We start from the raw sequence: 22,280 nt of genomic DNA, 5'->3' as shown, positions 1-22,280 counted from the left end.
CCCACGATGACGCTCTTCCGAGGAACCTTCCTCGACACTCCCGACGACCCCTTCACCGGCGGTCGGCTCCGCACGGAGCAGGACGGCGCGCTGCTCGTACGCGACGGCGTGATCCGCGCCCGCGGCAGCTACGCCGACCTGCACCGTCAGCACCCGCAGGAGGAGGTCGTCGACCTCTCCGGCGGCTTCGTGCTGCCCGGATTCGTCGACACCCACGTGCACTTCCCGCAGGTACGCGTCATCGGCGGCCTCGGCCTGCCGCTGCTCGACTGGCTCGACCAGTGCGCACTCCCCGAGGAGGCGCGCCTGGCCGACCCGGCCTACGCCGAGGGCGTGGCCAGCGACTTCGTACGCGGCCTGGTCGGCGCCGGCACCACCACCGCACTGGTCTTCGGCAGCCACTTCGCGCCCGCCGTCGACACGGTCTTCGCCGAGGCCGCCCGCGTCGGGCTGCGGATCACCAGCGGCCTCGTGGTCAGCGACCGGCTCATCCGCGAGGACCTGTTCACCGACCCGGACCGGGCCCGCGAGGAGTCTCTTGCGCTCGCTGCCCGGTGGCACGGGGTCGGACGGGCCCGCTACGCCGTGACGCCGCGCTTCTCGCTGTCGTGCTCGGACCCGCTGCTCGCGGCCTGCGCCGACGTCCTGCGTGCCGTACCGGGGGCGATGCTGACCTCCCACGTCAACGAGAACACCCGCGAGATCGAGACCGTCGAGGCGCTCTTCGGCTGCGACTACGTGACCTCCTACGACCGGCACGGCCTGGTCGGTCCCGGCACCGTCCTGGCGCACAACGTGCACCCGACCGACTCCGAGCTCGCTCTGTTGGCCGCCCGCGGTGCCGCCGTCGCCCACTGCCCCTCCAGCAACGCCGCCCTCGGCAGCGGCCTCTTCCCGCTCGCCCGCCACCGCGCCCACGGCGTACGGGTCGCGATGGGCTCCGACGTCGGCGCCGGCACCGGATTCTCCCTGCTCAAGGAGGGCCTGGGCGCGTACGTCGCCCAGCAGCTCCTCGGCGAGGCCGGTCACCCCTTGACCCCCACCCACCTCCTCCACCTGGCCACCCGCGCGGGCGCAGAAGCCCTCGGCCTGGGGGCTGCGGTCGGCGACTTCTGCGTCGGCCGCCGCTTCGACGCCCAGTGGATCAAGCCCGCCGCGAGCACACCCCTCGACGTCGGCCTCACCCACGCCACGGACGCCGGCGACGCCCTGGCCAAGATGTTCGCCCTCGGCACCCCCGCCGACGTACGCAGCGTGTGGATCGAGGGCGAGCTCGTCAACGCCCCCGACCCGGGCGAGGCGCTCAGGGTCCTCGTCGGCTGACCTGCCGAGACGTCAGCTACGTCGGCCGAGGCGTCAGGTACGTCGGCCGAGTGGTCGGTTTCGTGCCAACTCGGCCGACGGGAGTGACGTCTCGGCCTGGCCCAGGGTCCGACCCCGGCGGGTTCAGGTCCCGAGTCGGCGCATCCTGACGCGAAATCACGCCGAGTCGGCTCGTCATGACGAGCCGACTCGGCGGGTTTTCAGGTGAGGACGAGCCGACTCGGCATCACGACCGGTCGATGTCGTCGTCGAGCCGGTCCCCGAAGCCCTCACGAGAATCCTGCGAGGCGGCGAAGACGGAGGCACCGGCGCGGTTGCCGACGGTGATCTCGTTGAACAGCAGGTTGAGCACGACGGCGACCAGGGCGGTGGCGCTGATGCCGGAGTGCATGATGACCCCGAGCCACTCCGGAAACGCGTCCCAGAAGGTCGGCGCCGCGATCGGCAGGATCCCGACGGCGATCGCCACGGAGACGATCACCATGTTGAGGTTGTCCTCGTAGTCGACGCGCGAGAGCGTACGGATCCCGCTGGCCGCTACCGAGCCGAACAGCACGATGCCGGCACCGCCGAGCACGGGGTACGGGATCGCGGCCACAACCGCTCCGACGACCGGCAGCAGCCCGAGGAGCAACAGCACGAGACCGCCGGTCGCCACGACGTACCGACTCCTGATGCCCGTCAAAGCCACCAGCCCGACGTTCTGCGCAAAGGCGCTGCACGGGAACGTACCGAACAGCGGGGCGACCGTCGTGGCGGCCATGTCGGCGCGGAGGCCGCGGGCGACGCGCTTGGTGTCCACGTCGGTCTCCACGATCTCGCCGATCGCCAGGATGTCTGCGGTCGTCTCGGTCATGATCACCAGCACCACGATCGTCATGGAGACGATCGCGCCGACCTCGAAGGTCGGGCCACCGAAGTGCAGGACAGGCGGGAGCGCGACCAGATCGGATTCGCCCACCGAGGAGAAGTCGGCCCGGCCGGCAACCGTCGCGATCACCGTCCCGACCACGATTCCGATGAGGATCGAGAGCCGGGAGATCGCGCCCTGGAACACCCGGCTGATCACCAGGATGATGAGCAGGGTCAGCCCGGCGTACGCGATGTTGCTCATCGACCCGTAGTCCGGCGCGGTGGCGTCGTTGCCCATCGCCCAGCGGAACGCCACCGGCATCAGCGAGAGGCCGACGACCGTGATGATCGTGCCGGTGACGACCGCCGGGAAGAGCCTGACCAGCTGGGCGAAGAACGAGGAGAGCACCAGTCCGATCAGACCGGCGACGATGATCGCGCCGAAGACGGGCCGCAGCCCGTCCTCGCTGGCGATGGTGACCATCGTCGACACGCTGGCGAACGAGATGCCCTGCACGATCGGCAGCCGGCTGCCGAAGGGTCCGAGGCCGAGCGTCTGCAGCAGCGTCGCGAGGCCAGATACGAAGAGCCCTGCGGTCACCAGCAGCGCCAGGTCCGTGCCCGACAGGCCCGCGGCACCCCCGACGATGAGCGGCGGCGCGATCACGCCGCCGTACATCGTCAGGATGTGCTGCGTGCCGTAGGCGAGGAGCTGGCCCGGCGGATGCCGTTCGTCCTCCGGGCGAGTCGAGACGGTTGCGGTTGCCTGTCTCCTACGACCGAGCATGGCCGGCCTCAGCAGAATCCGGGGATGGCGTGCCAGGCGTTGCCGGCATCGGGGGCCTCGTCGCGTACGACCGAGGCTTCGATCAGGCCGTAGGGCCGGTCCGCGGCGAAGAAGACCTCGCCGGGGTTGTCCAGGCCGAAGGGCGAGAGGTCGGAGAGGAAGTGGTGCTTGTTGGGCGCGGAGAACTTGATCTCGGCGACGTCACCGTGCTGCTCGAGCACCGAGGTGCCCATCCCATGCAGGGTTTGCTGCAGCGCGAGGCTGTGGATCTCCGCGAACCGCTGCAGCAGCAGGGCCCGGATGGAGTCGTACGCCTTGTCCCAGTCCACTTGGGTGCCGTCATAGCGCCACCGGGCGACGAGCGAGGTCGCCAGGATCCGGTCGGTGGTCTCCCGCAGGGTCGTGTACTCGTCCTTGAGGAAGCCGTGGAACTCCGAGCCGGTCGACTTGAGCACGACGAGGTCCTTGATGCCGGACACCACATGGGCGACCCGGTCCTCACCGCGGCCGTCGACATTGACCACGGTGGTCCGTACGCCGCCACCCGAGCGGACGAAGGAGTGGTCGTGCCCCGCCCCGTCGACCTGAATCCGGTCCCAGGCGTACTCATCGACCTCGACCCGCGCCCCCTCGGCGGCCGGGCAGGCCTCGAGGTAGCGGTCGGCGAGCGCCAGCGCGAACTCCTCGACCGAGGCGACGCCGATCTCCTTCGCGTAGGCGAAGACGGTGTTCTTCTGGGTGTCGGTCGGCAGCACATCCTGCTGGTCGCCGCTGGTGTGGGCGTCGTCGAAGCTGCCGCGCAGCGCTGTGGAGACGTTGAGGTCCCGGATCTGGTGGCGAGGAGTGTCGCGGTAGATGCGTACGACGCGGTTCTCGGCCTTGCCGTACTGGTTTGGTCCAAGGTGAATGGGCATGTCAGCTCCCTCGGTAGGTGGAGTAGGCGAACGGGCTCAGCAGAAGTGGCACGTGGTGGTGCCGCCGGTCGGTGACCGCGAAGGTGACGGAGACCTGCGGGTAGAAGCACTCCTGACCGGTCGCCGCGTAGTAGGCGGCGGTGCCGAACCGGAGCTGATAGGTGCCGGCGGGGACCTGATCGGGTCCCAGGTCGGCCACCCGGCCGTCGTCGTCGGTGACGGCGTCGGCGAGGACATGGTCTGAACCGTCGATCCGGCTGAGCCGGACCGGGACACCGGCGGCCGGGCGGCCGAGCGCGGTGTCGAGTACGTGGGTGGTGATGGCGCTGGTCATGCCGAGACCTCGGCGGCCAGGACGCGCTCGAGCCGGAGCAGCGCGATCTTGCGCAGCTCGTCGGCGACCACGGCCGCCTCCTCGTCGTGCTCGTGGCCGAGCCGGTCGCGGAGGGCGGCGAGCACCTGGTCGGCCGAGAGACCCGAGGCGCAGATCAGGAAGACCCGGCCGAAGCGCTCCTCGTAGGCCCGGTTGCCCTCGGCGAGGGCTTGTGCCGTGGCCTGGTCGGTGCCGACCGCGGCCTGCTCGCGCCGCGACCAGGCGGCCTCGGCGTGCTCGCCCTCGGCGCGCTCCCCGATCCGCGGGTGCGCGGCCAGCGCCTGGTCGACGTCGGCCGCGGTGAACCGTCGGGCCGCCTCGTCGGCGGCCCGGACGACATCGGCCTCGTCGGTGTAGGGGCGCCCGGCCAGGACCGCGGCGACCCAGCTCGGAGCGTCGCAGCAGGCCTGCAGCACGGGCCGTACGACGTCCGCCGGTGAGGTGTTGAAGCTCTGGAGATCCATGCACCGTTCTCTCTCGCTATGCGGAAACTAATTTCCGTACAGCAACAACGATTGCATGTGTCGCTCATCACAGTCAACAGTTTGTTGAAAAGTCTGGGAGCTACTCCCGCTCACGGTTCAGGTAGTTGTAGACCGTGAACCGAGTGACCCCGAGCGCCGCGGCCACGATCTCGGCGCTCTTGCGGTAGTCGAAGGCGCCGCGCTCCTCCAGCAGCCGCACGGCACGCTGTTTCCCCTGGCGGTCCAATGCCGCCAGGTCGCCACCGAGGATCTCCGCGACCTCGGCGAGCAGCGCATCCAACCCGCCGGCCGTACGCCGCGGCGCACTGTGTCCTTCGACCCGGACCTGGAAGGTGATCTGGTCGGCGCCATGGTCCAGACCCGCGGCCACCACCTCGGCCAGCGTGGCCAGGACGGCGTCCCGCTCACCACGCATCGACGTCCCCAACGGCCCGAAGTCGCACTCCAGACCGGCCTCGCGGGCGGCAGCGAGCGCCGCCGTCGCATGCTCGGGAGGCTCACCCTCGCCACGGAACGGTTCGGTGGTGAACTCGGCTTCGACGCGCATGGCGGCAGGCTACCCAGCCTGCCGCCATGCGATCGGGATGCTCAGGCGGTGATCCGCCGACGAGCGAGCTCGGCCAGCTTGCCCTGGTCGATCCCGGCGAGCGTCTCGACCTCGTCGGCCGCGACGGCACCGCACTCCACCCCACGCAGCACGAACGCGGCGAGCGCGGCCGCGGTGGCGGGCTCGTCGAGATAGCTGGAGTCACCGCCGTGGACGTACGCCCGCAGGCGGGCCGAAGCGACGTCGAGCCCGTCCCGGAAGAACGCGTACGTCGCGATGTAGCGGCTGGGCAGCTGAGCCGGATGCAGGTCCCAGCCCTGGTAGATCCCGCGGGCCAGCGACCGGCTCACCAGGCGTGAGTGGAGCCGCCACGCCGCGCGCACCGCATCGGTGTCCCCGACCGGAAGCACGTTGGTCGAGCCGTCCGAGACGAAGACGCCGGTGCCGGCGGCGGCCACCTGCATCACGTCCTTGGCATGGTCGGCGACCGGGTGCTCCATGCTCTGGTGGGCGGCCGCCACCCCGAGCGAGGCGGAGTAGTCGTAGGTCCCGTAGTGCAGACCGGTGACCCGGCCCGCGCCGGCGGCGATCATCCGCGCGATCAGCGCCGTGCCGTCGGAGCCGAGGATCGCCTGCGGCGTCTCGACCTGGATCTCGAAACGCAGGCTCCCGGCCGCGATGCCATGAACCGCCTCGAGCGCGTCCAGCGCGGTGACCATCGCGGTGACCTGCTCGACGGAGGTCACCTTAGGCAGCGTGATGACGAAGCCGTCACCGAGCCCGCCCTCGCGGACGAGCTCGCCGAGGAAGAGGTCCAGCGTACGCAGCCCGCGGTGTCGCGTCGGAGCCTCGAACGACTTGATCCGGATGCCGTGGAACGGCGCCGCGGAGCCGTCACGGACGGTGGCCGCGAGCGCCCGGGCGGCCGCCACCACCGCGGCATCCTCGTCCTCGTCGGGCCGGGCTCCGTAGCCGTCCTCGAAGTCGATCCGCAGGTCCTCGATCGGCTCGGCGGCCAGCTTGGCCGCCACCCGGTCGTAGATCTCGTCCGCCAATCCGGGCGCCAGGTCAAAGGAGTCCGCGACCTCGGCAACCGAACCCGCATGCTCAGCCAGCACCCGACCGGACCCAGCCGACCACTCCGAGACCGTCTTCTCGTCGTAGCGGTCGCCCGGGACGTAGACCGTGTGCACCGGCTGCCGTACGCCACGATCCCCCGGATAGTCAGCGGCCAGCGCCGCATCAGCGCCGGCGAGCGCGCGGTCGAGCCGGCCGATCAGGTCCTCGAGGTGGCTCATGAACCGACCACCTGCTCGTAGGCCGGCAGGGTCAGGAAGTCGACGTAGTCGTCGGCGAGCGCGACCTCCTCGAAGATCGTGCGGGCCTGCTTGAGGTGATGCTCGATCCCCTCGGCCGCCGCGAGCAGCTTCACCATCTCCTCGTCCAGGACCCGGCGTACGAGCTCCGCGGTCACCTGCGTCCCGTCGTCGAGCTTCGACCCGTTGTGCACCCACTGCCAGATCTGCGAGCGGGAGATCTCGACAGTGGCGGCGTCCTCCATCAGGTTGTGGATCGCGACGGCGCCGGCGCCTTGGATCCAGGCGTCGAGGTAGACCAGCGAGACCTCGACGTTGTCGCGCAGCCCCGCGAGGGTAATCGCGCCACCGGCGGAGGCGACATCGAGCAGGTCCTCGGCACGCACCTCGACGTCATCGCGCTGCCGGTCGACCTGGTTGGGCCGGTCGCCGAGAACAGAGTCGAAGATCTCGCTACAGATCGGGACCAGGTCGGGGTGGGCCACCCAGGAGCCGTCAAAGCCGTCGCCGGCCTCGCGCTCCTTGTCCTCACGGACCTTGGCGAAGGCGGTGGCGTTGACCTCCTGGTCCCGGCGGCTCGGGATGAAGGCAGCCATGCCGCCGATGGCGTGGGCGTTGCGGCGGTGGCAGGTCTTCACCAGCAGCTGGGCGTACGCACGCATGAACGGCGAATTCATCCCGACCGTGGCGCGGTCGGGCAGCACGAAGGAGGGTCCGGCATCACGGAAGTACTTGATCTGGCTGAACAGGTAGTCCCACCGGCCGGCGTTGAGCCCAGCGGCGTGGTCGCGCAGCTCGTAGAGGATCTCGTCCATCTCGAACGCGGCCGGGATCGTCTCGATCAGGACGGTCGCGCGCACGGTGCCGTGCGGGATCCCGAGCTCCGCCTGGGCGAAGGTGAACACGTCGTTCCACAGCCGCGCCTCGAGGTGGCTCTCCATCTTGGGAAGATAGAAGTACGGCCCGCTCCCGCGCTCCACGAGCTCGCGGGCGTTGTGGAAGAAGTAGAGCCCGAAGTCGACCAGGGCGCCGACGACCGGCTTGCCGTCGACCAGGACGTGCAGGTCGTCGAAGTGCCAGCCGCGCGGGCGCATCACGATCGTGGCCAGCCGCTGCTCCTGCTTGAGCTCGTAGAGCTTGCCCTGCGGGGACATCGCCGAGATCTGCCGCCGCACGGCGTCGTACAGGTTCACCTGGCCGCCGACCACGTTGCTCCAGTGCGGAGTGCTGGCATCCTCCATGTCGGCCAGCCAGACCCGCGCCCCGGAGTTGAGGGCGTTGATCGTCATCTTCCGGTCCGTCGGACCGGTGATCTCGACGCGGCGGTCCTGGAGGTCCTCGGGCACCGCCGCCACGGTCCAGTCGCCGGCGCGTACGTCGGCCGTCTCGGGCAGGAAGTCGAGCCGGCCGGTGCGCGCGACCTCTTCGCGGCGCACTCGGCGGGCGGCCATGAGCTCGTCACGGCGGGCACCGAACCGTCGCTGCAGATCCGCGACGAAGTCGAGGGCCTCGGGCGTGAGGATCTCGGCTCCTCGCTCGACGTCGCCACCGGTGATCTGAATGTTCACGAGCTCCACCCTTCCAGGGCTACAGTTTTCCTTTGAATGGATTTCTCTTTCCGCATTGCGGATATTAATCCGGCCAGACAAGGGACGCAACCGGCTGGATTTCCTCTACACGACGCTAGACTTCCGTCATCCGGAAGACAGTACCCATAGATCGGGGAGCTCAGGTGAGCGAGAACGAGAAGGCGCCGAAGGCACGCACCGGGGCCGTGCAGTCGATCGAGCGTGCCTTCGCACTGCTGGAGACGATGGCCGACGCCGGCGGGACCATGGGGCTCTCCCAGCTCGCCGCCGCCTCCGGCCTGCCGCTGCCGACCATCCACCGGCTGGTGCGCACCCTCGTCGACCTGGGCTACCTCCGCCAGGAGGCCAACCGGCAGTACGTCCTCGGCCCCAAGCTGATCCGGCTCGGCGAGAGCTCCTCGCGCATGCTCAGCACCTGGGCCCGCCCGCACCTCACCCGACTCGTCGACGAGGTCGGCGAGTCGGCCAATTTGGCGATGCTCGACGGCGACCAGATCGTCTACGTCGCCCACACCGAGTCGCGCCAGTCGATGCGTATGTTCACCGAGGTCGGCCGACGGGTGTCCCCGCACTGCACCGCCGTCGGCAAGGCCATCCTCGCCGACATGGCTCCTGACCAGGTCCGCGACATTCTCCGGCGCACCGACATGGTCCCCTACACCTCCACCACGATCACCTCGCGCGACGACTACCTCGACCAGCTCGAGCAGGTCCGTGAGCGCCGCTACGCCATCGACGAGGGCGAGCAGGAGGCAGGCGTACGCTGCGTCGCCGTCGCCGTCCCCGACTACGCCCCGCGTCTGGCGATGTCGATCAGCGGACCCACCGGCCGGATGAGCGACGAGCTCATCGAACGCGCCGTCCCGCTGCTCACCGAGGCCGGCAAGCAGCTCGCCGCCGACCTGGCCTGACCTGCGTAAACGGTCAGCCGCCGTACGGCACCGTGATGATCTCGAGGTTGTGTCCGTCGGGACTCTCCCAGTAGACGCCGCGACCGCCGTCGTTGTGGTTGATCTGGCCTTCCCGCCGGTGGAAGGGGTCGGCCCAGTAGGTGATGCCGCGCTCCTCGATCCGCCCGAAGATCTCATCGAACTCGGTCTCGGACACCTTGAACGCGTAGTGCTGCGGCTGGAAGTCTTGGGCCTCCGCCACGTCGAGGCTGACCTGGTTGGTGAGCTCGACGACCCGGAACGGGCCGAAGAGCTGAGCCTCCGGAAGCCCGAGGATCTCGGTCAGATGGGTCGCCATCGCGTCCCGGTCGGAGGCGTGGACGATCGTGTGGTTCAGCTGGACGCTCATCGGATTCTCCTCTCGCGTCATTACGACTCTAGGTCGCGGACACGACACTGCCGACCGCATTTCGTGGTACGTATTGCGGTCCACGGGTCACATCGGCCCGGTAGATCTCGGGAGATCTCCATGTTGCGCACCAACGTCGGGCTGAACCGTCGCGCCCTGCTCCAGGGAGCCGCCGCCGTCGCGGGGCTCACCGCTCTGTCCTCGTCGGCGGCCGCAACCGCGACCTCCACCGCCCCACCGCACCAGAGCCCCATCCGCATCTATCGCGGCGGCACCCAGCAGGCGCACCTGCCCACCCTGCACGTCCACTATCCCCACGACGCGACCGTCACGATGAAGTACATCCGCGAGGACGCCGACGAGCCCGACGGCTGCACCGTCCGCGGCGACGAGGAGACCGTACGCGCCGAGCTCCCGCCCGGCGTCGGGTCGCTCGAGATGGGCGGCGTGACGTACGGCCTGGTGCAGTTCCACTGGCACACCCCGAGCGAGCACCTGCTCTCCGCCCGGGACTACCCGATCGAGATGCACTTCGTGCACCAGGACGCCTCCGGCCACACCCTCGTCGTCGGCGTCTGGGTCCGTCCGGGCCGCACCAACCCGACCCTCGGCAGCCTCTACGACCACCTGGTCTCCGAGTGCTCGACCGCCGACCACGTCGGCCACATCGACGTCGGCGCCCTCCTGCCGCGCCGGCACACGTCCTACCGCTACGACGGCTCGTTGACGACCGCGCCGTACACCGAGCACGTCCAATGGGTCATGCTCACCGACCCCATCACGGCTTCACCCCGACAGATCGACCGGTTCCGCACCATGTTCCCGACCGGCAACCGGCGCGACGTCCAGGACATCACGGACCGCGTCGTCCTCACCGACCGCTAGGCACGTCAAAGCCGACGGATTTACAGTCCGTCTCCCGCCCGCATGCATTCAGTATTCAGTGTCGTTCAGTTATACTGAATGCGACTGAATACTGAATTGAGGGAGAGGCGATGGACGACCTGATCACGAGCGTTCGTGACCAACTCCAGAAGCTCGGGGTGACTCCTACGATCCGCCACCGCGCCGCCAAGCCACCGGTCCGCGATGACCCGACTCCGGTCGAGATCTTTGAGGTCGACCTTCGCAGGGGCCCCGCCCAGGGCGCTTACACAGTCCTGTGCGGCCGAAGGATTCGGCCCCGCGACACCACGCTGCTGCACTACGAAGGTCGAAGCGACGCCCTGGTGTGGACGGACCACATCTCTCCCCAGACGGCGGAGAACTTCCGCGATCTTGGCGTGCAGTTCGTCGACTCGACAGGGAACGCATGGCTGGAGTTCGGCAACGCCATCATCGACGTTCGAGGTCAGCGACCTGCCAAACAGAGCACGCCGTCGACACCCGCCACCTCGAATCTCTTCAGCCCGAACCGGTCGCGCGTGATCTTCGCACTCCTTGCTTGGCCGCGCCTCCAGGGCGCCACCCAGCAGGAGATCTCCAAGGCCGCGAAGGTCTCGGTCGGGCTCACCAACGGCACCTTGAAGATGCTCCGCCAGGAAGGCTACGACGGTAGCGCGCCGAGCAGGAGAAGGCTCGTCGACCGCTGGGCCGACGCGTATCCCCTTGGGCTCGGAAAGAGCCTCGAACTCGGCAGGTTTCGGTCCGAGGCGGCTAGCCCCCACCTGGATGTGCGGGTCAAGAGCCCAGCCTTCCTCAGTGGCGAGAGCGCGGTCGATGACCTCCTCAAGCCGATCACTCTGACGCTCTACGTGGCTGACCTGGAGAAGTCCCTGATAGGTCTCAACCGGTGGCGCACCGACCGCACACCAAATGTCTTCGTCCGACGTCAGTTCTGGGAGACCCCCGTGGCTCTCGGACTCGACCACGGACTCCATGTCGCTCCGTGGCCGTTGGTGTACGCCGACCTCCTGACCAGCGATGACCCTCGAGTCAGAGGCGCAGCCAAGGAGTGGAGGGCCCGTGCTGAACCTGCAGCGAGTATCTGAGGCCTACCTGGAGCCCGTCACGCGCGTCGTATCGGAGATCCTTCGCCACGACGTCGATCTGGCACCCAGTGGAATCATGATCGTCGGCGCGTTCTGCCGCGACATTCATCACGAGGCCCTCGGACACCGCACACACCTCAGACCGACCAATGACCTCGACGTCGCTCTCGCGATCACCGGATGGGACGTCTACACCAACGTCACCGGGCACTTCCGCAAAGTGCCGAGTGCATCCAACGACATCCGCTACAGCATCGCCGGCGAGCCGGTCGACCTACTCGCCTTCGGCGATGTCGAGAATCCAACGGGCTCGGTCACTCCACCACCGCGGAAGGAGCCGCTGAGCGTGTGGGGGTTCGAGGAGATTCATCGGGCTTCACTGGATCTCTCGCTCAAACCCACGATGACCATCCGCCTACCGTCGGTACCCGGATACACCGCGGCGAAACTGATGGCCTGGCTGGACCGTTCGGAGTACGGCGAGGTCAAGGATGCCCAGGACCTGGCGTTGACCACGTACTGGTACGCCGAGTCCCGCGAGATCGAGGAACGCCTGTGGGCGAATGAGGGGGCCGAGGCGGAAAAAGAAGGGTTCGATGTAACGCTGGCGGCCGCGCGACTCCTCGGGCAGGACGTTGCCACGCTGATCGGGGAAGAGCGGCTAGCTGAACTGCAGGATCGGTGGCCAGGAGATGAGCGTCTCCTGACCAAGGCCTTCAAACCCGTTGAAACCATTCCGTGGACGACAGACGCAGGGCGTACGCAAGAGATCATCAGAGCCTTGACTCGCGGCCTCACCGAGTTCAATTAGCCGCACCTCGACAGCGTGCTGATAGCCCAGGAAGCGCATCGCCAGAGCAGCTCACCAGCCCGAAGGACGTACGTTTCCGAGCACCCGGGTCACGGTGATCTCGATGACCACACGCTCGGGGTTGGGTCGGGGCTGCCGGTAGCGCTCGGCGTACCGCCGCTCGGCCTCAGCCACGGACTCCGCGTCGTCCTTGACCACCGCGGTGCCCTCCAGCGTGCACCACCGACGCCCGTCCACCTGGCTGACCGCTGCCTGCGCACCGGCCACGGCCGCGCGTACGTTCCGGACCTTCTTGCTGCCCGCGCTGCTGATGACGCGCGCGACGCCGGCCACCGGATCGAAGGTCACCCCGACGGGTACGAGATGCGGGCTCCCATCCGGCCGGCTCGTGGTCAGGAAACAGACCCGCCGCTCTCGCCAGAACTCATCGTTCTCGGCGGCGGACGGAGATGCATCGACTGTCATGGTGCTCCTTCTTGGATCGGGACCATGGCTGCCACGGTCCCAACGGTGGGTCAGCGATCGTCGCCGCTTCCACCGATTGCGCCACGCTGCTGACGATCGGCGAGCTTCTTGATGTTGAGCTCGGCAACGTCCGCGAGCGGAAGCCCGAAGTGGTCAGCGAGGACCGCTACGTACCAAAGTGTGTCGCCGAGCTCCTTGGCGAGATCATCCAGGTCCCACTGGCCGAAGTCGCCGTCATGGTCACGCACGATCTTCTTCGCCTTCTCAGCGATCTCGCCCGTCTCCCCGACCAGCCCCAGCAGCAGGTGGAACACCTCGTTGGGTCTGTCCTTCGGCGCGGCAGCGCGCAGCGCTGCCTGCTGGTAGGCGTTCAGATCCATGACCGGAACATATCGCGCCTCATGGCACCGCTCCGCTGCTCAAGACTCTGCTGTCACCTGGGCGGCACGCCGACCGACGTACTCGTCAATGATCTGTCGCATTCGATCGCCGTCGAATGCGTCGCCGTGACCCGGGTAGACGATCTTCACAGGGAGAGCGCGGAGGCGGAGCATGCTGCTGACGTAGTCCGCGATATCCGACTCGGGAAGCTCATCCAGAAGATCGTCGTCGTAGATGACATCACCGCTGAACAATGAACCATCGGCCTCGTTGAACAGGCACACGCTTCCCGGAGTATGGCCCGGCATGTGCAGGACACGCAGTGTCATGTCGCCAAGGTCGATGGTGTCGCCATCTTCGAGGGCAACAGTGGCTGGCGCTGGTGAGATCGCATAACGACGCGGTTCGAAGCCGTCGAAGGGTAGGGCGCGGATGAGCCATTCAGGAAGCACTGCTCCTGGAAGATCCAGGCCAAGCAATCGTGCCAGTTCCGGTCCGTTCAGACTCGCCGCCGTGTTCTCGTCAACGAGCGATGTGCGGTGCATGCGACGGTCGTCGAACTCATGAGCTGAGCCGACGTGGTCCAGATGCGCGTGCGTGACCACGAGAACAGGATCTCTCTCGAAGACGACCGGTAGGGAGTTGCGCAAGGACGCGACACCCAAACCGGCATCTACGACCAGATCGCGGCTGGCTCCTCGTACATGCCAGATGTTGGCGCACAACAGGTCGTGGACGTAGGGCTCGTCGATCATCGTGACGGACCCCGTGACGGGACGGACCCGATACCACTCCGCCGCTACCGACAGCGCGGGCTTCATCGGGCAGGTCCCGTCGGGCGTTCTGTCAAACGAGGGACAGCACGAGTGGCAGCCATGCCCCTCACTGTGGCCCGGACCGACCATTGGGGTCCAACCCATTAGGCAGGATGACCAAGCGCTCCGGGGCATGACTGTAAGCGCCGGGTGAGGGCAGCCGGAGAGAAGCGAAACACCCCGGCGGCCAACGTTTCCGCTGGTCACCGGGGTGTTCTCCCAGGCGTGGCAGATGAAGGATTCGAACCTAATAGGGGACGGCTCGGCGTCCCCGATCTCGGGTACCACCTCGTCGCGCGCCTTCGCGCAAGGCTCCATCACATGACTATGGGCGCCATGACCCCTATGCACCCGGGTCGAACAGGATTGACATTGCCCCATCTTCACCTGCGCTTGCTTTATGCCTTGAGCTCCTTTCCGGGTCCAGATGCAGGAGCAGGCTTCGGGGCCAGACGTAGGAGCAGATATGCGGAGGTCTGTGCTCACCGCGGTGAGCGTGCTCTCACTGATGTTCAGCCTCGCTGTCCTGCAGGCGCCACCGGCTACTGCGGCGGTCTCGATATCGGTCACCGCGTCGGCCTCCACCGTGAGCGAGGGCTCGGCTGTCCGGATCAGTGGCACGGCGTGGGGTGCGAGGCTCGGCAGCGTCGTCGACCTGCAGCGCTGGTACGACGGCGCCTGGCGGCGGGTCGCTCGCAAGACCCTCGTCGACACCCGCCGCTTCTCCTTCCGCATCACGCCGCCGCGGGGCGTACAGCGCTACCGCGTACGCAAGCCCGCGCAACTCGGACAGGCTGCTGCTACGTCGCGGACGATCACCCTCACCGTCACCTGGCGCCCGAATGTGACGGCCTCGACCTCGGTGTTCCTGCGCTCGGACCGAATGTGGGTCACGCGAGTGACGGGCAGCGCTCCGGCCAACACCCTCGTCAATGTGCAGCACTGGGACTCGGTAACCAGTGGGTGGATGACGACCGGACCTGGCGCGGTCTCCGATTCGGCGGGGCGCTACCGCGTCGATGTTGATGGCCGCCCGACCGGCTGGCGCTTCCGCATGATGAGCGCGCCATCCGGGCCACGGTTGAGCGGCTACTCCGCCACCCTCAGCGCAGTACAGCGGCCAGTCCCGTTGGCGATGAACCAGGAGACGCATATCCGCGCTCTCGTCGCCGACCCGTCCCCTGGCCGTGCCTCGCTCTCGTTGCCTGCGACCGCCGGCGACCTTGTGTCCGTCGCCATTGACTACGCCCGTGTATCGACGGTCGATGTCGCGCTCAACGGCACTCCGATCGCCACGATGGCACCGCCCTACCAACATCGCGTCACCACGTTCCGCGCGCCGGCGACCGGCACCTACCTTCTGACCTCCCACGTCTACGACGGCGTGTCCGAACCGGTCACGATCTGGACCTCGACCGCTAAGACGATCCCGTATGGCCAGATCTGCTGCGACGCCGACCAGGACCGTCCTGGTCAGATCGTGGATGTCTCCACCCCGGCATCTCCTGACGATATGTACGTCCTGACCGTGCCGGAATATGAGCAGTGGCCCACACACACGCGCTCGTTTCTTGACCCGCATGGTCTCCCAATTGAGTCGCTCTACTCCATGCGGACCGCCTACGGCATCGGCCAGGTGTTCCGGCTGACAGAGGCCGGCACGCACACGCTCCGCTATATCGCGCACGAGGTCGAACCGCTTGTCGTGAGGGACACGCTGGACCCGATCGCCACCACAGACGCGACGTTGGACGGCGGCCCGGTCCAGGGCGGTGCGAACTCAACGAGCAGCGCCGGCCGGTTCCGATTCGTCGTGCCGGCCGGAACGACCTTCATCGTCAGCTCCCGAGAAGACGGCCAGCTCCTCACACCGTCCGGGGAGAGAATCGGCCATCGCGCTGACGAGACCTGTGTCGAGAACGCCACGGGAGGGCAGTACGACCTGATCGTGTGGCGCACCCTCGCATACTTCTCCGTCCGGACAGCAAGACGCTGCCCGAAGCCCTGACCCCACCAGCCGCGCGCGGGTCACACGGGGGTGATCGTCTCGTGAAGCTCCAGCGCTCGACGGAGCTTGGCAAGACCCACCCCCCGATCTGAACGTCAGTCCGAACCATCCGCAACGTGCCGAGGCGTACTCATTGACGTTCCGTGGACGTGAATGCATGGAGATGGCGAGACTGGGCCGGACACGGCCAGACAAACGAAGCACCCCGGTGGCCAACGTTTCCGCTGGTCACCGGGGTGTTCTCCCAGGCGTGGCAGATGAAGGATTCGAACCTTCGAAGGCAAAGCCGACGGATTTACAGTCCGCTCCCATTGGCCGCTCGGGCAATCTGCCTGGGTTGTGCGCGCGCCCCGGTTAAGGGGATCGCGACAGCAATAAACAATAGCGCAGGGGCTGGCGGCGTACGAAAACGGCACGAGGTCCTAGGGTGAGACACCACAGACTTGGTCAGAATCTAGAGGAGAGAGTCATGGCGGACTCGTCGTTCGACATCGTGAGCAAGATCGACCGCCAGGAGGTCGACAACGCGCTGAGCCAGACCGCGCGGGAGGTCTCGACGCGGTTCGACTTCAAGGGCACCAACGCGACCATCGAGTGGAGCGGCGAGCAGGGGATCGAGATCTCGGCCTCGGCCGACGACCGCGCCAGCGCGGTGCTCTCGGTCTTCCAGGACAAGCTGATCAAGCGCAAGCAGTCGCTGAAGATCCTCGACGCGAGCGAGCCGCGCCAGTCGGGGCAGCAGTCCAAGATCTCGATCACCCTCAAGGAGGGCATCTCCTCCGAGGACGCGAAGAAGATCTCCAAGCTGATCCGCGACGAGGGGCCCAAGGGCGTCAAGGCGCAGATCCAGGGCGACGAGCTCCGCGTCTCCTCCAAGAAGCGCGACGACCTGCAGACCGTGATCTCGCTGGTCAAGGGCCAGGACTACGACTTCGCGGTGCAGTTCATCAACTACCGCTGAGCTCGTGGCCTACGAGCACCCGAGAGCCTCGGTCGAGATCGACGCTCCGATCGAGATGGCGTGGCGGGTGATGGTCGAGACCGAGTCGTACGCCGCATGGAACCCGTTCGTCGTCTGGGCCGAGACCGCGCAGCCGGCGGCGGTCGGCAACCCGATCGTGCTGCATGTGACCTGGGCGAACGGCGGCCGCGCGCGCTCGCCGGAGCGGATCTCGGCGCTCGAGCCACCGGTGGTCGGCGAGTGCGGGGTCGAGGCTGCGTACCTGGCCTATGTCTATGAGGGCTGGCCGGCGCGGCTCCGCCTGGTGCGGGGCGTACGTCACCAGCGGCTGACCCAGCGACCCGGCGGGCCGACGCGCTACGAGACGGTCGAGGAGTTCTCCGGCCCGCTGGTCGGGCTGGCCGGACCCGAGCGAGTTGCGGACGGGTTCCGGCGGCATGCAGCGGCTCTCAAGGCGCGGGCCGAGGCGCTCGTGAATCAAAGTGGACTTGACCACTAGATTGAGCGAAATTCTGCATTCATCTGCAAGAATGTGGCCGTGCGAGTATCTGCCAAGTCCGACTACGCCCTCCGCGCCCTCATCGAAATGGCCGCGCGTGAGGACGGAAAAGCTGTCAGCGCCGAGGAGCTCGGCCGCGCCCAGGAGATCCCTCACGGGTTCCTGCAGGCGATCCTCGCCGACCTCCGCAAGGCCGGCGTCGTCATCTCACAGCGCGGCCAGTCAGGCGGTTGGCGCCTGGCCCGCAAGGCGTCGGACGTCTCCGTCGCCGATGTGATCCGCGCCGTCGACGGCCCGCTGGTCTCGGTCTACGGACTGCGCCCCGAAGGGGTCACCTACAACGAGCGCGCCGACGTCCTCCAGCACGTATGGATCGCCGCCCGCGACTCGCTGCGCGAGGTCTTCGAGAAGGTCTCGATCGCCGAGCTCGCCTCGCGCGAGCTGCCCGACGAGGTCACCACCCGCACCGCTCGCGACGAGGCCTGGCTGCCTCACTGAGCCGTTGGGATACCCGGTTAACCGGGTATCCCTGCACTTCTCAGGCATTGCAACACCTGAGAAGTGCCAGTTTTACCGGTTAACCGGGTATTCCGCCCGCCCCAACGCCGCCGGCGCCGGCATCGTGTAGGCCCCGGGCGACGGGGTGACGAAGACGTTGACGCCCTCCTCGAGCTGCAGAGCCCGGGCATGCGTACGCGTCAGCTCGGCGGTCACGACCTCGCCGTCGTCGGTGAGAACCGTGAGGCGCACCTCGAACCCGATCCGCAGGACTCGCGAGACGGTGCCCTCGAGCGAGTGCTCCGAGATCGGCGTCGGGGTGACCTCGACATCGTGGGGCCGGATCAAGGAACCGCCCAGGGTGGTCACGTCCCCGAGGAACGACATCACGAAGTCGTTGGCGGGCTCGTCGTAGAGCTGCTCGGGGGTGCCGATCTGCTCGATGCCGCCCTGGTTGACGACCACGATCTCGTCGGCGACCTCGAGGGCCTCCTCCTGGTCATGGGTCACGAAGACGGTGGTCACGTGCACCTCGTCATGGAGGCGTCGCAGCCAGTCGCGCAGCTCCTTGCGTACCTTCGCGTCCAGGGCCCCGAAGGGCTCGTCGAGCAACAGCACGGACGGCTCGATGGCCAGGGCCCGCGCCAGCGCCATCCGCTGCCGCTGGCCGCCGGAGAGCTGGGAGGGCAGTCGGTTGGCGAACTGCGAGAGATGGACGAGCTCCAGCAGCTCCTCGACCTTCTTCGCAACCTCCGCCTTGGGGCGCTTGCGGATCTCCAGCCCGAAGGCGACGTTCTTGGCTACCGAGAGGTGCTTGAACGCGGCGTAGTGCTGGAACACGAAGCCCACGTTGCGCTTCTGGACCGGTAGCGAGGTCGCCTCGACGCCCTCGATCTTGATCGTGCCGGTGTCGGGCGTCTCCAGCCCGGCGATGACCCGCAGCAGCGTGGTCTTGCCGCCGCCGGAGGGCCCGAGCAGGGCGGTCAGCTGCCCGGTCGGGATGGTCAGATTGATGTCCTCCAGCGCGACGAAGTCGCCGTAACGCTTGTTGACACCACTTACTTCGATGCTCATGGGATGTGTGGTCCTTTCACCGCACGCGCGCACCGCGGGCGCGCAGCACGAAGACGATGAGGATGCAGATGACCGAGACGCTGGCGAGGAGGAAGGCGACGGCGTACGCGCCCTGCTGGTCGAAGTTGAGGTACTTCTCCTCGACGGCGAGGGTGGCGGTGCGGGTCTGGCCGAGCACGTTGCCGGAGACGACCTTGACCGCGCCGAACTCGCCCAGCGACCGGGCCAGGGTGAGCACGACACCGTAGATGACGGCCCACTTGATGCCCGGGAGCGTGATCCGCCAGAACGTCTGCCAGCTGCTCGCGCCGAGCGACGCGGCGGCCTGCTCCTGCTCGGTGCCGATCTCCTCGAGCACCGGGATGACCTCGCGGATCACCAGCGGCAGCGACACGAACGCGGTCGCCATGATGATGCCGGGCGTCGAGAAGATGATCTGGATTCCGGCCGACTCGAGCGTCGGCCCGAACCAGCCGTCACGGCCGCCGTAGACCAGCACGAGCGCCAGGCCCACCACGATCGGCGAGACCGACAATGGCAGGTCGATCATCGCGCTCAGGAGGCGCTTGCCAGGAAATTCCGTACGCACCAGCAGCAGCGAGATCGAGACGCCGAAGAGCAGGTTGATCAGCGTCGCGACCACCGCGGCCACGCAGGTCAGCTTGATCGCGTGCATCATCTGCGGGTCGTTGAAGATCGCGGTGAACGCCTCGGTCGTGAACCCGACGTCGGGCACGTGGAAGGCGTTCCATGCGACCAGGACCACCGGCCAGGCCACTAGGAGCCCGAGGTAGGCGATGACGATGACGCGGAGGACGTACGTCAGCGGGGTGCGCGGAGCACGACGGGTCTCAGCCACGGCGGACCATCCTCCTCTGGACCAGGTCGAGGACGACGATGACGAGGAGAGAGACACCCAGGAGCATCGCCGCGATCGCCGCCGCGCCCTCCGGGTTGTCGTTCTCGATCGCGGACAGGATCCGCACCGAGGCGACCTCGGACTTGAACGGCAGGTTGCCCGAGAGCAGGACCAGGGAGCCGTACTCCCCCATCCCGCGCGCGAAGGAGAGCGCCGCGCCCGCCGCGATGGCCGGGGCCAGTGAGGGCAGGATGATCCGCCAGAACGTGGTGAACCGGGAGGCACCCAGGGAGGCCGCGGCCTCCTCCACGTCGGTGTCCAGCTCCTCGAGGACGGGCTGCACCATGCGTACGACGAAGGGCAGCGTCACGAAGGCGAGGGCGAGGTAGACCGAGGTCGACGTGTTCGCCCAGTGCAGGCCGAGGGGTGATTCGGCGCCGTAGAGGGAGAGCAGCACGAGGCCGGCGACGATCGTCGGGAGCGCGAACGGGATGTCGATGATCACCTCGAGCAGGCCCTTGCCCCAGAACTTGTCGCGGACCAGGACCCAGGCGATGACGGTGCCGACGACGACGTTGATCAGGGTGACCACGATCGCCGCACGGATCGTCAGCAGGATCGCCGACGCGGTCTGCTCGTTGGTGAGCTGGTTCGCGAACGCGGACCAGCCGCCGCTGGAGGCGGTGATGATCACCGCCACCAGCGGGATGAGGACGAGCAGGCTGAACCAGAGCATCGTGATGCCGAGCCCGATGCCGCTGGTCCTTGTCAGAGTGTTGCCCGGCCGACTGCGACGTGCTGAACGTGGTGCAGCCGGCCGGGCCGTAGGGATGGTTGAGGTCATGACCGGACTACTGCGAGGCCTTGCCGGACTTGGCGATGGAGTCGGTCACGATGCCGAGGTCCTCGCCGTCCTCACCGGTGCCGAAGAGCTTCTCCTTGACGCCCGACCAGTCGCGGCCGCCGAAGTCGTTCTCCAGGGTGAGCAGCTGCTTCGGAGCCGGGAACGGGTCGGCCGGGTCCTTGGCGCCCTCGATGTCCTCCGGCTTGAGACCGATCGCGTCCCAGTCGACGACGCCGGGCTCGGCGGTGTTGACCGGGCGGAAGCCGGTCAGCGCGAACTGCTTCTGACCGCCCTGCGGGTCGAGGACGAAGTCGAGCCAGGCCTGAGACGGCTTGGAGGAGTCCTTGAGGATGGCGCCGGGGTTCTCGATCAGGACGGTGGAGTCCGGGATGATGTACTCGAAGCCCTCACCCTGCTGGGCCGCCAGGATGGCCTCGTTCTCGTAGGCGAGCAGCACATCACCGGTGCCGCCGAGGAAGGCGGTGGTGGCGTCCCGGCCGGAGTTGGTCAGGGTGACGACGTTCTTGAAGAGCTTGTCGAGGTACGCCTTGCCCTCCTCCTCGGTGCCACCGTGCTTCACCACAGAGCCCCACGCGGCCAGGGCGTTCCAGCGGGCGGCGCCGGACGAGGCCGGGTTGGCGGTGACCACGCCGACGCCGGGCTTGACGAGGTCCTCCCAGCCCTGGATGTTCTTCGGGTTGCCCTCACGGACGCCGAGCACGACGACCGAGCTGGACACGATGCCCTTGTTGTCGCCGTCGTCCCACGACGCGTCGACGAGGCCGGCTTTCTCCAAGCGCTGTACGTCGGTGCCGACGGACAGGTGGACATAGTCGGCCTTCAGGCCGGACTCGACCGCACGGCTTTGGTCGCCCGAGGCGCCGTACGAAGTCTGGAAGGTGACGCCCTCGCCATCGGGGGTCTTGTTGAACTCCTTGGCGATCGCCTTGTTGGCCGTCTCGGGGACGGCGAAGCCGACGATGGAGATCGACTCCGCGTCGCTGTCGCCGCCAGAGCCACCGCACGCGGTCAAGGTCAGGATGCTCGCAGCGGCCAATGCCACTGCAACCTTGATCTTCTTCATCTGGTTCCTCACTTCTGCCCTGCCGAGTCAAGGTCGATCGGGTTACGAATGTCGAGGAGAATACTCGAATTAGTCGAGTGAATGTGAAAACACACGATCGGTCCGCGCCTTGGACGGCAACCAGCCGCCGAGACGTCACCTAGGTCGGTCGAGAAGCACCTGTAACTAAAGCACTTTTATTCATGATTATTCCATCCTTTCACATCTTCGAGTGTTTGAATTGAAGTGATTTTTACATCTCGATTTATTTTTTTGATAAGCCCAGATAATACTTTTCCCGGTCCAATTTCAATAAAGTGATCGACACCTTGATTAATCAACCACTTCGTTGATTGAATAAATTGAACAGGTGAATATAATTGTTTAACCATATTGCGTTTAATTACTTCAGCATCGGTTTCTCCCTTTGCATTAACATTCTGAACAACTGGATAATTAGCATTATGCCATTCAAATTGATTAATGAAATTAGCAAAATCCTCTTCAATAACTTTCAACATTGAAG

25 protein-coding genes and 1 tRNA gene are annotated in these 22,280 nt (G+C 67.0%); 9 read left to right on the top strand and 17 right to left on the bottom strand.

Annotated elements, in window-relative coordinates:
* Positions 1-6: 6 nt before the first annotated feature.
* Positions 7-1,323, top strand: a complete 1,317-nt coding sequence (locus tag ABTW65_RS19830; RefSeq protein WP_350663210.1) for a guanine deaminase — start codon at positions 7-9, stop codon at positions 1,321-1,323.
* A 226-nt stretch (positions 1,324-1,549) separates the two neighbouring features.
* On the opposite strand, the gene ABTW65_RS19825 is transcribed toward ABTW65_RS19830, so the two are convergent.
* The 7 genes from ABTW65_RS19825 to aceB form a co-directional block, all read right to left on the bottom strand.
* Positions 1,550-2,962 carry a nucleobase:cation symporter-2 family protein gene (locus tag ABTW65_RS19825; RefSeq protein ID WP_350663208.1) on the bottom strand — a complete coding sequence of 471 codons (1,413 nt, stop codon included), beginning with the start codon at positions 2,960-2,962 and terminating at the stop codon, positions 1,550-1,552.
* Between the two features lie 8 nt (positions 2,963-2,970).
* Entirely contained in the window at positions 2,971-3,876 is a 906-nt protein-coding gene (gene pucL / locus ABTW65_RS19820) for a factor-independent urate hydroxylase (RefSeq protein ID WP_350663206.1), read from the bottom strand.
* A 1-nt stretch (position 3,877) separates the two neighbouring features.
* Positions 3,878-4,210 carry a hydroxyisourate hydrolase gene (gene uraH / locus ABTW65_RS19815; RefSeq protein WP_350663203.1) on the bottom strand — a complete coding sequence of 111 codons (333 nt, stop codon included), beginning with the start codon at positions 4,208-4,210 and terminating at the stop codon, positions 3,878-3,880.
* On the bottom strand, positions 4,207-4,713 hold the full coding sequence (gene uraD / locus ABTW65_RS19810; RefSeq protein ID WP_350663202.1) for a 2-oxo-4-hydroxy-4-carboxy-5-ureidoimidazoline decarboxylase: 507 nt from the start codon (positions 4,711-4,713) through the stop codon (positions 4,207-4,209). Before uraD ends, uraH begins: the two co-directional genes overlap by 4 nt.
* A 100-nt stretch (positions 4,714-4,813) precedes the next feature.
* A complete protein-coding gene (locus ABTW65_RS19805; RefSeq protein WP_350663200.1) occupies positions 4,814-5,281 on the bottom strand; it encodes a helix-turn-helix domain-containing protein in 468 nt (155 codons plus the stop codon).
* Positions 5,282-5,322: 41 nt separating this feature from the next.
* The gene (locus tag ABTW65_RS19800) at positions 5,323-6,579 is read right to left on the bottom strand and encodes a DUF6986 family protein (RefSeq protein WP_350663198.1); all 1,257 of its coding nucleotides are present in this window, start codon (positions 6,577-6,579) and stop codon (positions 5,323-5,325) included.
* Positions 6,576-8,165 carry a malate synthase A gene (gene aceB / locus ABTW65_RS19795; protein WP_350663196.1) on the bottom strand — a complete coding sequence of 530 codons (1,590 nt, stop codon included), beginning with the start codon at positions 8,163-8,165 and terminating at the stop codon, positions 6,576-6,578. The genes ABTW65_RS19800 and aceB overlap by 4 nt, the downstream gene beginning before the upstream one ends.
* 164 nt (positions 8,166-8,329) lie before the next feature.
* On the opposite strand from aceB, the gene ABTW65_RS19790 reads away from it, so the two are divergent.
* Complete coding sequence (locus ABTW65_RS19790; protein WP_160025653.1) at positions 8,330-9,097, top strand: IclR family transcriptional regulator; 768 nt, start codon at positions 8,330-8,332, stop codon at positions 9,095-9,097.
* Between the two features lie 13 nt (positions 9,098-9,110).
* Here ABTW65_RS19790 and ABTW65_RS19785 read toward each other — a convergent pair whose 3' ends face one another.
* Positions 9,111-9,485, bottom strand: coding sequence for a VOC family protein (locus ABTW65_RS19785; protein WP_350663194.1), 375 nt, complete (start codon positions 9,483-9,485; stop codon positions 9,111-9,113).
* Positions 9,486-9,605: 120 nt separating this feature from the next.
* Here ABTW65_RS19785 and ABTW65_RS19780 point away from each other — a divergent pair, with 120 nt between their 5' ends.
* From ABTW65_RS19780 to ABTW65_RS19770, 3 genes are all read left to right on the top strand, one after another.
* On the top strand, positions 9,606-10,370 hold the full coding sequence (locus ABTW65_RS19780) for a carbonic anhydrase family protein (RefSeq protein WP_350663192.1): 765 nt from the start codon (positions 9,606-9,608) through the stop codon (positions 10,368-10,370).
* Between the two features lie 110 nt (positions 10,371-10,480).
* Positions 10,481-11,476: a type IV toxin-antitoxin system AbiEi family antitoxin gene (locus tag ABTW65_RS19775; RefSeq protein WP_350663189.1), complete on the top strand. Its 996-nt coding sequence runs from the start codon at positions 10,481-10,483 to the stop codon at positions 11,474-11,476.
* On the top strand, positions 11,451-12,287 hold the full coding sequence (locus tag ABTW65_RS19770) for a hypothetical protein (protein ID WP_350663187.1): 837 nt from the start codon (positions 11,451-11,453) through the stop codon (positions 12,285-12,287). Before ABTW65_RS19775 ends, ABTW65_RS19770 begins: the two co-directional genes overlap by 26 nt.
* 51 nt (positions 12,288-12,338) lie before the next feature.
* Here ABTW65_RS19770 and ABTW65_RS19765 read toward each other — a convergent pair whose 3' ends face one another.
* From ABTW65_RS19765 to ABTW65_RS19755, 3 genes are read right to left on the bottom strand one after another with little or no spacing between them, the layout of a single operon-like run.
* Complete coding sequence (locus ABTW65_RS19765) at positions 12,339-12,752, bottom strand: TIGR03618 family F420-dependent PPOX class oxidoreductase (RefSeq protein WP_350663185.1); 414 nt, start codon at positions 12,750-12,752, stop codon at positions 12,339-12,341.
* 50 nt (positions 12,753-12,802) lie between these two features.
* Positions 12,803-13,132 carry a nucleoside triphosphate pyrophosphohydrolase family protein gene (locus ABTW65_RS19760; RefSeq protein WP_350663183.1) on the bottom strand — a complete coding sequence of 110 codons (330 nt, stop codon included), beginning with the start codon at positions 13,130-13,132 and terminating at the stop codon, positions 12,803-12,805.
* A 39-nt stretch (positions 13,133-13,171) separates the two neighbouring features.
* On the bottom strand, positions 13,172-13,954 hold the full coding sequence (locus tag ABTW65_RS19755; RefSeq protein WP_350663181.1) for an MBL fold metallo-hydrolase: 783 nt from the start codon (positions 13,952-13,954) through the stop codon (positions 13,172-13,174).
* A gap of 460 nt (positions 13,955-14,414) precedes the next feature.
* On the opposite strand from ABTW65_RS19755, the gene ABTW65_RS19750 reads away from it, so the two are divergent.
* Positions 14,415-15,956: a hypothetical protein gene (locus ABTW65_RS19750; RefSeq protein ID WP_350663179.1), complete on the top strand. Its 1,542-nt coding sequence runs from the start codon at positions 14,415-14,417 to the stop codon at positions 15,954-15,956.
* 251 nt (positions 15,957-16,207) lie between these two features.
* On the opposite strand, the gene ABTW65_RS19745 is transcribed toward ABTW65_RS19750, so the two are convergent.
* A tRNA-Tyr gene (locus ABTW65_RS19745) sits at positions 16,208-16,289 on the bottom strand.
* Between the two features lie 136 nt (positions 16,290-16,425).
* Here ABTW65_RS19745 and ABTW65_RS19740 point away from each other — a divergent pair.
* From ABTW65_RS19740 to ABTW65_RS19730, 3 genes are read left to right on the top strand one after another with little or no spacing between them, the layout of a single operon-like run.
* Entirely contained in the window at positions 16,426-16,917 is a 492-nt protein-coding gene (locus tag ABTW65_RS19740) for a YajQ family cyclic di-GMP-binding protein (RefSeq protein WP_141802451.1), read from the top strand.
* 4 nt (positions 16,918-16,921) lie between these two features.
* Positions 16,922-17,416 carry an SRPBCC family protein gene (locus tag ABTW65_RS19735; RefSeq protein ID WP_350663178.1) on the top strand — a complete coding sequence of 165 codons (495 nt, stop codon included), beginning with the start codon at positions 16,922-16,924 and terminating at the stop codon, positions 17,414-17,416.
* Between the two features lie 39 nt (positions 17,417-17,455).
* On the top strand, positions 17,456-17,914 hold the full coding sequence (locus ABTW65_RS19730) for an RrF2 family transcriptional regulator (RefSeq protein ID WP_091044275.1): 459 nt from the start codon (positions 17,456-17,458) through the stop codon (positions 17,912-17,914).
* A gap of 72 nt (positions 17,915-17,986) precedes the next feature.
* Here the strand turns inward: ABTW65_RS19730 and ABTW65_RS19725 are convergent, their stop codons facing one another.
* The 5 genes from ABTW65_RS19725 to ABTW65_RS19705 form a co-directional block, all read right to left on the bottom strand.
* Complete coding sequence (locus ABTW65_RS19725; RefSeq protein ID WP_350663175.1) at positions 17,987-18,988, bottom strand: sulfate/molybdate ABC transporter ATP-binding protein; 1,002 nt, start codon at positions 18,986-18,988, stop codon at positions 17,987-17,989.
* A gap of 16 nt (positions 18,989-19,004) precedes the next feature.
* Positions 19,005-19,847, bottom strand: a complete 843-nt coding sequence (locus ABTW65_RS19720) for a sulfate ABC transporter permease (protein WP_350663173.1) — start codon at positions 19,845-19,847, stop codon at positions 19,005-19,007.
* A complete protein-coding gene (gene cysT, locus ABTW65_RS19715; protein WP_350663171.1) occupies positions 19,840-20,691 on the bottom strand; it encodes a sulfate ABC transporter permease subunit CysT in 852 nt (283 codons plus the stop codon). Before cysT ends, ABTW65_RS19720 begins: the two co-directional genes overlap by 8 nt.
* 7 nt (positions 20,692-20,698) lie before the next feature.
* Positions 20,699-21,775, bottom strand: a complete 1,077-nt coding sequence (locus ABTW65_RS19710) for a sulfate ABC transporter substrate-binding protein (RefSeq protein ID WP_350663169.1) — start codon at positions 21,773-21,775, stop codon at positions 20,699-20,701.
* 176 nt (positions 21,776-21,951) lie between these two features.
* Positions 21,952-22,280 (bottom strand): ACP S-malonyltransferase (locus ABTW65_RS19705; RefSeq protein ID WP_502890620.1); only part of this gene is annotated, 329 nt, incomplete at its 5' end.

The sequence above is a fragment of the Nocardioides sp. NPDC127503 genome (assembly GCF_040302165.1).
Lineage (GTDB): Bacteria > Actinomycetota > Actinomycetes > Propionibacteriales > Nocardioidaceae > Nocardioides.
This window is presented reverse-complemented; position numbering and strand designations above follow the sequence as displayed.